This is a genomic window from Ferruginibacter sp. (assembly GCF_031391665.1).
Taxonomy (GTDB): Bacteria; Bacteroidota; Bacteroidia; order Chitinophagales; family Chitinophagaceae; genus Ferruginibacter.
Window position 1 is genome coordinate 1 of record NZ_JANMUN010000084.1, and the last position, 11,413, is coordinate 11,413.

Below are 11,413 nucleotides of genomic sequence, written 5' to 3' on the forward strand. Positions count from 1 at the left end.
AATTCCCAGGGAAGCTCGCTCTTGTATTTCCACTCAGTAGTACTGCCAAACTCGTTGCCCATGAACAACAGTTTTCCGCCCGGGTGGGTGAACATATAACTGTACAGCAGGCGGAGGTTAGCAAATTTTTGCCATTCATCGCCCGGCATTTTGTAAAGCATGGGGCTTTTTCCGTGTACCACTTCATCATGACTGAAAGGAAGCATAAAATTCTCATCATAATAATACATCATGCTGAACGTAAACTTATTCTGATGAAACTGCCGCATCAGCGGATCCATCTTAAAATAATTAAGTGTATCGTGCATCCAGCCCATCATCCATTTCATACCAAAGCCAAGCCCGCCGTGCGTTGTAGGTTTCGATATTTTTGGCCAGTCGCTTGCTTCCTCGGCAATGGTTTGCACATCCGGAAAATCTCTGTAAATAGTTTCGTTCAAATGTTTTACAAATTCAATAGCTTCTAAATTGCCGTTGCTGCCGTAAATGTTTGGCTCCCACTCTCCTTCTTTCCTTGAATAATCTAAACTCAAAATCGAACTCACCGCATCTACTCTTATACCATCTATATGAAATTTATCGAACCAATACCTTGCATTGCTGATTAAAAAAGATTTCACTTCGCCCCTGCTGTAGTTAAAAATATAACTGTTCCAGTCGGGATGAAAACCTTTACGCATATCGGCATACTCGTAGGTATGCGTACCATCAAACATAAATAAACCATGTGCATCGTAAGGAAAATGCGAAGGCACCCAATCCAGCACCACACCAATATCGTTTTGATGAAAGGCATCAATCATGTCCATAAAATCTTCGGGTGTGCCAAAACGTGATGTAGGTGCAAAATAACCCGTGCCCTGGTAACCCCAGCTGCCATCAAACGGATGTTCCATAACCGGCATTAACTCTACATGCGTAAAACCCATTTCTTTTACATAAGGCACTAAGCGTTCAGTAATTTGTGCATAGCTGTTTAAACTTTCTTCATCATTTTTTACGGGCCGCATCCAGCTGGCCAAGTTTACTTCATACACACTCCATGGCGCTTTAAGCGAATTGTGTTTTTTTCTTTTTGCCATCCACTCCTCATCTTTCCATTTATTATTGGTATGCCATGCAATTGAAGCTGTGTTGGGCCTTACTTCCCAGTAATTGGCAAAAGGATCGCCTTTATCAATCTGTACACCCTTGTATCCTGTTATACGATATTTATAGGCCTCGCCTTTTTTTAAGTGCGGAATAAATCCTTCCCATATTCCCGAGCTGTCTTCTCTTACCAATAAATTATGTGCTACCGGGTTCCAGGCATTAAAATCACCCACTACACTTAACGCTGTTGCATTTGGTGCCCACACTGCAAAATAAAAACCTTCGGTATCCAGTACTTTAATACGGTGGCTTCCAAATTTTGTGTAAGCATTGTACAAAGTTCCATTTTGATAATTGCGGATGTCTTCATCGGTAAACAATGAATAATTCCAAACTGCTTTGGTACTGTCAACAAAGTATTGTTCTTCGTATTTAATTGCTTTATCCAATTTTTTTTTGGTTTTCTTTTTTGCCACTGATGATTGTGAAGTTGCCATTTATGGAAATGAGTTTATAATTGATCTTTACAAAACCGATTTTTGCTTTAACGTAAATTTAAGATTAGTTATTTAGGATTTGCTAATTAATAAATTTATTTTTAACTAAGATTTTAGTTACAGCCATAAAAAACAAAACCAAACCCCTGATTATGCACCAACTTTCTGCAATGCTCATTGGCATGCTCTGCCTTTGTCTATCATCTTTTAGCCAAAACATTACCGTTACAGGAAATTTAAAAGACACCACAGAAAAAAAACCTGTAAAAAATGCCGTTGTAGCATTATTAACTGTAAAGGATTCTGTACTGTACAAGTTTACCCGATCCAATACCGACGGCGATTTTATATTGAAAGATGTAAAACCCGGTAACTATATTTTAATGACCACTCACCCATTTTACGCCGATCTTTTAGATAATATAGCATTAAAAGATGCTGAAACAAAGCTGGGTACCGTGTCGGTTACCAGCAAAAGTAAACTGATGCAGGAAGTAATTGTAAAAACCGGAAGTGCCATTAAAATAAAAGGCGACACTACCATTTACACTGCCGACAGTTTTAAAGTAAGTGCCAATGCAAACGTAGAAGAACTTTTAAAAAAATTACCCGGCATACAGGTAGATAAGAATGGTGAAATAAAAGCTATGGGGCAAAAAGTAGAAAAGATTTTGGTAGACGGTGAAGAATTTTTTGGTGATGACCCGGGTATGGCCGTAAAAAATTTACGTGCCGATGCCGTTAAAGAAGTGCAGGTATTTGATAAAAAAAGTGAGCAGGCCGAGTTTACAGGCATTGATGATGGTAACACAAAAAAAACCATCAACCTTAAATTAAAAGATGATAAAAAACATGGCTACTTTGGAAAGATAGATGCGGCTGGTGGTTTACTCGATACGCTTGATAACCGGCACAACACTAATTTATTATTCAGCTCATTTAAAGGAAAAAGAAAATTAACTGCCTTTTTATTAAATGGTAATACCGGGCAGGATGGGCTTAGCTGGCAGGACAATGAAAAATTTGGCGGTGAGAGCGATAATTATACAATGAGTATGGACGAAGATGGTGGCATGATGTTTATGTACCGTGGTGGTGGCAGCGATGACGAACCGAATGTAGATACGGAAAATGGGTTTATTAAAAATACCAATGCAGGGTTGCAGTACAGTAATAAATGGAACGATAAACAAACGTTGAACATATCGCCTAAATACAACAGCCAGATTTATACTAACAACAAAACGGGCTTTACACAACAGCAGGTTGGCGACTCTGCACTAAATACAAACGAAATTGTGGGTATTAATGTTAACAGAAGTAATTTTAAAACCAGTGGTTCTTACGATATAAAAATAGATTCTAACAATACCATTAAATTTACAGCCAAAGCTAATTTTTATCATACAGAAAGTGATGAAATGCGAAATGCAGCTACTGCTGGCGGAACAGGCACTTTAAAAAACAGCAGCAATTCAATAAAACAAACCAACTCCGATAAACATTCGTTGTATGGCAGTGTAATATTTAAACATAAATTTAAAAAAGCACGCCGTACTTTTTCTTTAAATACCGATTGGAATTTACTGGAAACCAATGGTAACAGTTTTTTAAAATCAGTAAATCAAAGTTATTTTAATGGTGCTCCCTCCAATATACAAAACCTTAACCAGCTAAGGGCTACTGACAAAAGCACTCAAAATATTTCGGCTAATTTTGTTTACACCGAGCCACTTAATAAAAAATACTCTTTAGAACTTTCTCACTCAATAACCTACAACAACGGCACCAACAATCAGCTTACTTACAGCTATTCTAATGTAACAGGTAAATACGATTTAACGGTTGATTCTTTATCTAACCAGTTTAAACAAATTATAACCATTAACAAACCCGGCGCAAAAATCAGCTACAGTTATAAAAAGATAAAATTTAATTTTGGCAGTGGCTTTGGCTTAACACATTTTGATTTGGCAGATAATACTTTTAACAAAGATTATATAAGAAATTACACCAACTTTTTTCCATCGGCCAACTTTACCTACAGTTATAAAAGTAATTACAGTATAAGATTTAATTACAATGGAAATACCAGGCAGCCAACCCTTAACCAACTGCAACCATTACGTGACAATAACGATTATTTTAACCAGTACATTGGTAACCCCAATTTAAAACCATCTTTCACCAACAATTTTAGTGTTTCGCACAATACTTATAATTTTCTTAAGGAAATTTGGACATACCAATCCCTTAATTTAAGAACCATCAGCAATTCAATAACCAACAACCGCACTATTAATTTAGACAGTGGTAAAACCACTACCCAGCCAATAAACACCAACGGAAACATATCCCTTAATTTTTACGGTGGCATTGGCATGAAGTTAAAAAAACTGGATGTACGTGTGGGCTTAAACCCCAACATCAGCTACAGTAAATTTGCTGATGTTATTAACAGCAAAACCAGTTTTTCTCAAACTTTAAATTCGGGGCTGTCTATTTATCTTTCAAAATCAAAGGATAAAAAGTATGATTTTTCTTTAAGCGAAAATTTTAATAATAACAGAAATACCACTTCTCAAAACAGTACTATAAAAAAATTCAATACTAATAATGTGCGGTTAGATGGTACCGTGTATTATAAAAAAGTATGGTCGATAAGTACAGATTATAATTTTTTCAGCCGCCAGAAAACTGTTGACTTTCAAAATAATCTTACTAACCAAATATGGAATGCAAGGATGCAGCGCACTTTTAAAAAAGATGAGTTTACAGCATATATTGTTGTAAGAGATATTTTAAACCAGAATATAGGGATTGAAAGAAGTTTTTATGGCAACACATTATCTGAAGAAAGAAATGACCGGCTTAAAAGATACTGGATGATTGGTTTTACCTGGAACTTTAAAAACAAAGCAGCAAAAGCAACAAAATAATTACCAATATTAATAATTAAATAATAAAGATGAAACGCATTATATTTTTATCCGCAATGCTTTTGACTGTGCTAACAGCCACTGCCCAGCAGTTTATTGATAAAGCTGTAATTGAATACGAAGTAAAAACCAACATTAAAAAAACAATGGGCAATAACAGCTGGACCGAAATGCTTAAAGAAAATATGCCCGATTTTAAAACCGGTTATTTCAATTACACTTTTGCCGATAATAAAAGTGTTTACAAATTTGACCACTGGGGCGAAAAAAAAGTGCCCGAATTTATGCGCCGTGGTGATGAAGAAAACAGTTGGTTTTTTGATTTTACAGCAGGTAAATTTAATATGCAAAAAGATGTGGTGGGTTCTAAATTTAATGTAGCAGACAGTATTCCCGCTATTGAATGGAAACTGAGTAACGAGAACAGGGAAATTGCAGGCTTTAACTGCCGCAAAGCAGTGGGTAAAATTATGGACTCCGTTTATATTTTTGCTTTTTACACCGATGAAATTACTATTTCCGGCGGCCCCTGCTCTGTTAGTGGATTGCCCGGTATGATTTTAGGATTGACCATACCAAGGATGTACACTTCTTACATTGCCACCAAAGTAATGGTAAACGGGGTAAATACTGAAAGTATAAAAGCTGTTGAAGCAAAAAAATATTATACCAACAATACTTTAAAATCTACCATTAAAGAAAGAATAAAAGAATGGGTTAGAGAAGATGATGATGAAGAGGGCAGAAAATGGATGAATCAATTTGTCTGGAATATTTTATTGTAAAATATTTTTTGTATTTTCATGCAGCCTATCCAACATCCTCTGTTTTATGTTTTTGGCTAAAATATCCCCTATTTAGGGTATATGCAATTTCCTGATAGTGTTTTACTTTTACAACCAAAAGCATCCATTTACTAAGCGGAAAGTACCGTTTACTAAATACAGCAATAAACAATGGGTAAGTTAATATTAACTTGCCTGTATAATTTAAGTAAACTAATACTGCCCGCTGATCTGTTAACAATTGAAATTTTTTTTATGAAAAGAATATTATTTTCAATACTCTCTTTCTCTTTAGCAGTAACTGCAACTGCACAATTAAAAATCGACAATGCTATTTTTTTTATTCAACCGGGTGCCACGGTAACGGTACAGGGTGATGTAACCAGCAATGTGGATATACAGGGAACCGGCCTGCTACTTTTAAAAGGCAGTGCGTTGCAAAATGTGGATATGGGAGGATTTACCATTCCTAATTTAGAATTAGATAATGCTGCCAACGCAACATTACTAAATACCAATACCCGTATTGGCACCAGCATGGTACTTACTACTGGTAAATTTCAAACTGGCAATTTAAACCTTACACTTAGCCCAACTGCAAATATTACCGGGGCAAGTGCTGCCAAATTTATTTGGACTAACGGAACCGGACAATTAAAAAAAGAATTAACGGGTAATATAGCAGCATACGAATTACCTGTTGGCGAAAACACCAACTACCGCCCTGCTTACTTAACTACTGCTGGAAGCAGTTTTGCAAGTGCCAATTTTGGAGTGAGGGTTTTGGGAACTCCTGACCCTGCTAAACCTCCCATGACTGCGTCTCATCTTAACACAGCATGGCCAATAACCAGAACAGGTATTACAGGCGGAACAGTTACACTTGAAGGACAATATATTGACCCAACCGATGTAACAGGTACTGAAGCAAATGTTGTAGGATATTTTAATAATGGTACCGACTGGAGTTCGGTTGCTGAAGGACATAATGCAGGCACTAACAGGGTTTCGGCACCAATTACAGCAAATGCAGGTTCACTATCTGGAATAAATAAATTTTTAACGCTTGGATCCAGAGCATTTTTACAGGGTGCTTATGATGCACCCACTGGTTTAATGTTCGATAATCTTCGTACTCTGCCTTTTGGTTCATCTGCAAGCACAGCTAATTTCCCCAGTACAGACCCCTACAGAGTTGCGCCTTATAACACCGCATTTACACATGTTAGTAACACCGGTGTAGAAACAATTACCAGCAGTACTGTTGTTACAGCACAGGCCATAGCTGCAGAAAATATTGTTGACTGGGTATTTTTAGAATTAAGGAATTTAAATGCATCACCGGGTAATGTTATTTTACAAACCCGTAGTGCATTAATACAAAGAGATGGCGATATTGTTGATGTAGATGGTGTTAGCCCGGTAACATTTAATAATTTACCGGATGGTAATTATATTGTTGCGGTTCGCCATCGCAATCATCTTGGATTAAGTACCGACCAGGTTAATTTTCCTAAAGCTGTAAACGAAACTAAATCTACTGCATTTACAACAAATGTAATTGATGCAAGAACTGCTACTGAGCCCCAGTTATTTGGCACAGCTGCTGCATATACAACAGCAGCGCATCCGGTTTTGGGTACTGTTAATTTGTTGTGGGGAGGTAATGCGAATTTTAATCTTCAAACAAGATTTACCAGTTTAAATAATGACAGGGATCATATATTAGTTAATACACTTGGAAATTTGCCTTTAAGTTTTATTAATAATGTTTATCATTCAGCTGATGTAAATCTGAATAAAGTTGTAAGATTTTCAAGCTTAAATAACGACAGGGATTTACTTTTAATAACTGCTTTGGGAAATGCCCCATTGACGTTTAGAACTCAGACTCTGCCGAATTAATTCTTATCAATATTGTTTTAATAGAAAAAATAAAAAAACTCATTATGAAATATCTTTTGTGTACAGCAATGATTGTTATGAATGCTCTTACAGGCATTTCACAAACTATGCAGGCAAGTATAGGAGCTGGATCTTCTTCAACAAGAGTTATAATATATATTAGACCGATACCGGCAGTAAATGGTAATATTTCTACTTTGCAATTTGATGTTGCAGTACCAGATGCGACAACACCCATACCAACACTAGCTATCATTGGTGTGCCAACTGTTGGTTCAGGATGGATAATTGGAAATAGCTATACAGAAGGGGGGTTCAGACATTATGAAATTGCAACTGGTGCTGTTTTTAATGTGACCATTGGAGCAGGTGTTGAAACGCCTGTAATGGAATTAGAGTTTAGTGGAGGTCCAACGGTTGCCAGTAATGTCTCATTGGTAACTCTTCCACTTGCAGGTTCTATTACTGGAAATGCTCTTTTCTTTTGCTCTGGTGTTGGCACTTCTGTAGAAGGCCAATTATATTATGCAAGAGCCGGCACAACTGTCATCAATAATGCTAGTTATTCAGGAGGACCAACATCCTCTGCAACTCTTGGCGGCGTTCTTCTACCTGTAAACTGGCTCTCTTTTGATGTTGTAAAACAAGGCAATGATGGATTATTAAACTGGGCAGTTGCTAATGAAGATGCAAATCATCATTACGAATTGCAACGCAGCACCAACAATACAAGTTACACCACTATTGCTACAGTAAATAAATCTACTAACGGCAGCACTGCTTATAATTATACTGATGCAGGGATAGCTAGTTTAAATGCTTCAGTTTTGTATTACAGGATAAAGCAAGTGGATATTAACGGACGCATTAGTTACAGCGATACCAGAACTTTAAGGCTTGATATAAAGGGCGGGCAAATTAATATATTCCCTAACCCCGTAAAGGATGGGTTTTATGTAAACATTCCTTTTACCAACCCCGACAGCAGAAAATTAAAATTGAATCTGGTAAGTGCTAACGGTCAGCTTATAAGCTCAAGACAAATAACCACAGCACAGGCTTCTAATTATTATTTTGATATTAAAGATAAAAACCTGGCAGCAGGTAATTATAACTTACAAATAATTTTTGAGGAAAAAATTATGGACACCAAAAAACTCTTTGTTAGTCAATAACACAAGCACAAATAGGTTTTGCATTTGCCCCGGGTTCTAATAGCCGGGGTTTCTTATTTTACTAATTCCAGTACAGCAGTTTGATAAGCACCTAATGTAATTTCTTTGATATTGCCTTCTGTTTGTGTAAGCACATTTTTATATTCGCTAAAACCTTTTGTTCTTTCTGTAAATCTTTCAAAAGATATTTTCTTTTCTTCTTTTGCAGTGTTGGCAATTACCATAATGGTTTGATTGCTGTTGTACCTGAAATAAACATACACTCCATCCTGCGGCACATACTGCATTAATTTGCCTGTGGTAATGGCAGAAGAAGTTTTACGAAAATTGGCCAGCTTTTTTACAAAATCAAATGCTTCATTCTCGGCAGCTGTTCTGTTAGCTGCAATAAATTTATTTTCTTTATCCGCAGCCCAACCACCGGGAAAATCTTTACGCACTTCTGCATCGGTGGGGTCTTTAAAATTCTTCATCAATATTTCGGTACCGTAATACATTTGAGGGATACCACGCAAAGTAAGCAACCAGGTTAAACCGGTTTTATATTTATTGATATCCTCTCCTATTTCAGAAAAATAACGGTTCATATCGTGGTTATCAAAAAATATACAATTGTTCATGGGGTTTTCGTAAACAACATCTGTTGCAAGAGCGGTATATAATTTACTTACGCCTTCGCTCCAGCCAAAATTTTGTTTTAAGGCATCCAGCATGGCATAACTTACTGTAAAATCTAAAGCGCCTGGTGCATTGTGTTTAAAAGGAAAATTAATTTTACTTTTTGTAAGGTATGCACCATTAACAATATTGCTTACAGTTGATTCTCCTAAAACAGTTGTTGCCGGAAAATCTTTTACCAGTGCATCATTCACTTTATTTAAAAAATCTCTGTCGCTGTAAAAATAAGTATCCACTCGCCAGCCATCAATACCAAACTCTTCCACACTCCAGATGATATTTTGAATTAGAAAATTAGAAACATAAGGATTGCTTTGATTTAAATCGGGCATAAAAGGCGTGAACCATCCATCGGTAACAATTTTTTTATCAATTGCAGATGCATAAGGATCAACCAACGGTTGATCTTTATAAGTGGTGTTGGTATATTGCGGCCATTGGTGTACCCAATCTTTCATGGGCATATCTTTAATAAAAAAATGATCGTTGCCCACATGATTGTACACCGCATCCTGAATAACTTTTAAACCTTTTTTGTGTGCTGCGTCAATCATACTTTTATACGCTTCGTTACCGCCAAAGCGTTTATCAACCTGGTAGTGATTGGTAAATGCGTAACCATGATAAGTGCTGCGTTTAGTGCCGCCTTCATCGGTAAGGTGCATATTATTTTCAATAACTGGTGTTAGCCACAATGCCGTTACACCTAAATCTTTAAAATAATCCAAATGATTTTCTACGCCTTTTAAATCGCCACCGTGTCGCAGAAAAGGATTGCTTCTATCCGATTGCGGATCATTCATATCCGCAAACTTATCATTGCTTTCATCGCCATTGCTGAATCTGTCGGGCATCAGCAAATAAATAAAATCTTTCGCCGTTACACCCTGTGCATAAGCGGTACCCAAGTTTTTTCTTCTTGGTTTAATTTCAAATTGAAATTTTCTCCATTCATTTTTAATTATGCCTCCAAATGAAATAGTAACAGTTTGTGGTTTTGCATTGGCTGCAATTTCAACATCAACAAAAAGGTATCTTTTATTTTCTACCGTATTTACTTTGATAATTTTTATATCGGGTGACGATGATTGTACTACTAATTTTGCTACAGCCAAAATAACAGTTCTGTCTTTTTCATGAATTATTAATTGCACTTTATTCATCTTCATGCCGGCCCACCAGTTGCCAGGATAAACTTCCAATTGTTTTTGTGCAATAAGGGAGAGTGAAATACAAAAGAGAAAAAAAGAAAGGATTATTTTTTTCACATTAAAAATTTGAGGGGTGATGATTATTTGTTTAATTCCAGCACTGCAGTTTTATAACTGCCTAATGTAAACTCTTTAAACTCACTTACAGTTTTAGAAACTATATCAGTATATTTTGTAAAGCCATTTGTTCTTTCTGCATATTTATCAAATGAAATTTTCTTATCTTCTTTACTGGTATTCATTACAACCATTACTGTTTGTTTATCGTTGTACCGGAAATAAACATACACACCATCAACAGGAATATACTGCATCATTTTACCAGAAGTTAATGCAGATGATGTTTTACGGTAATTAGCCAATGTTGCCAAATGCTGAAAGATGGCCTGGTCTTTTTGTGTTCTTCCTGCAATGGTAAATTTATTAACCGTATCGTTTTTCCAGCCGCCGGCAAAATCTAAACGTACATAACCATCGCTGGGATTGGTTACGCCTGTTGTTGCAATTTCATCGCCATAATAAATTTGCGGTATACCCCTACAGGTAAGCAGCCAGGATAAAGCTGATTTATATTTTTCCAAATTTTCTCCCACTACAGAATAAAAACGGCTTAAATCATGATTATCTAAAAAGATAACATTTCGGGTGGCATCTTTATAAACAAAATCCTGCGCCAATGCAGTGTATAATTTATTTATCCCGTCCGTCCACCCAAAATCTTTTGTCATGCCATCTGTAATACCCCATAAAGTTTGAAAATCGGTAGCGGATTGCAGATTGCTTTTAAAAGGAACAGTATAATTATTTTGTACAAAATAACTTTGATTGGGTACACCATGCACCCATGTTTCGCCAAACATAAATATTTGCGGATACTCATCGGTTAATGCTTTGTTGCACCGGTTCATAAAATCTAAATCGTTATAAGCATACGTATCAATGCGCCATCCATCTATTCCAAAATTTTCTACCGTCCACAAAGCATGCTGAATTAAAAAATTTGCAACGTAAGCATTGTTTTGATTAAGGTCGGGCATTTGTTTGGTGAACCAGCCATCAGCCATTTGATTAAATTCTTTTTTGCTGGCATAGGGATCAAATAAAACCTGGTATTTGTAAGTTGTATTGGTG

Annotated in this window: 7 protein-coding genes; 4 read left to right on the forward strand and 3 right to left on the reverse strand. The window is 36.4% G+C overall.

What is annotated here, in order from left to right; translation table 11 throughout:
- On the reverse strand, positions 1–1,589 hold a 1,589-nt coding region (gene glgB, locus ACY651_RS06370; RefSeq protein ID WP_462250869.1), incomplete at its 3' end, for a 1,4-alpha-glucan branching protein GlgB.
- Between the two features lie 152 nt (positions 1,590–1,741).
- Between glgB and ACY651_RS06375 the strand changes: the two genes are divergently transcribed.
- From ACY651_RS06375 to ACY651_RS06390, 4 genes are all read left to right on the forward strand, one after another.
- Positions 1,742–4,528 carry an outer membrane beta-barrel family protein gene (locus tag ACY651_RS06375; RefSeq protein WP_462250872.1) on the forward strand — a complete coding sequence of 929 codons (2,787 nt, stop codon included), beginning with the start codon at positions 1,742–1,744 and terminating at the stop codon, positions 4,526–4,528.
- Positions 4,529–4,557: 29 nt separating this feature from the next.
- Positions 4,558–5,313 (forward strand): GLPGLI family protein, encoded by a 756-nt coding sequence (locus ACY651_RS06380; protein ID WP_462250874.1) that lies wholly within the window; start codon positions 4,558–4,560, stop codon positions 5,311–5,313.
- 255 nt (positions 5,314–5,568) lie between these two features.
- On the forward strand, positions 5,569–7,218 hold the full coding sequence (locus ACY651_RS06385; protein WP_462250876.1) for a hypothetical protein: 1,650 nt from the start codon (positions 5,569–5,571) through the stop codon (positions 7,216–7,218).
- Positions 7,219–7,262: 44 nt separating this feature from the next.
- Positions 7,263–8,393, forward strand: a complete 1,131-nt coding sequence (locus ACY651_RS06390) for a T9SS type A sorting domain-containing protein (protein ID WP_462250878.1) — start codon at positions 7,263–7,265, stop codon at positions 8,391–8,393.
- A 53-nt stretch (positions 8,394–8,446) separates the two neighbouring features.
- On the opposite strand, the gene ACY651_RS06395 is transcribed toward ACY651_RS06390, so the two are convergent.
- Positions 8,447–10,339 carry a glycoside hydrolase family 13 protein gene (locus ACY651_RS06395; RefSeq protein WP_462250880.1) on the reverse strand — a complete coding sequence of 631 codons (1,893 nt, stop codon included), beginning with the start codon at positions 10,337–10,339 and terminating at the stop codon, positions 8,447–8,449.
- Between the two features lie 23 nt (positions 10,340–10,362).
- Positions 10,363–11,413 (reverse strand): alpha-amylase family glycosyl hydrolase (locus ACY651_RS06400; protein ID WP_462250882.1); only part of this gene is annotated, 1,051 nt, incomplete at its 5' end.

Bases quoted from the DNA above. Each gene is read 5' to 3' on its own strand.
- ACY651_RS06385 (WP_462250876.1), top strand. From the start codon at position 5,569: ATGAAAAGAATATTATTTTCAATACTCTCTTTCTCTTTAGCAGTAACT.
- ACY651_RS06375 (WP_462250872.1), top strand. From the start codon at position 1,742: ATGCACCAACTTTCTGCAATGCTCATTGGCATGCTCTGCCTTTGTCTA.
- ACY651_RS06380 (WP_462250874.1), top strand. From the start codon at position 4,558: ATGAAACGCATTATATTTTTATCCGCAATGCTTTTGACTGTGCTAACA.
- ACY651_RS06390 (WP_462250878.1), top strand. From the start codon at position 7,263: ATGAAATATCTTTTGTGTACAGCAATGATTGTTATGAATGCTCTTACA.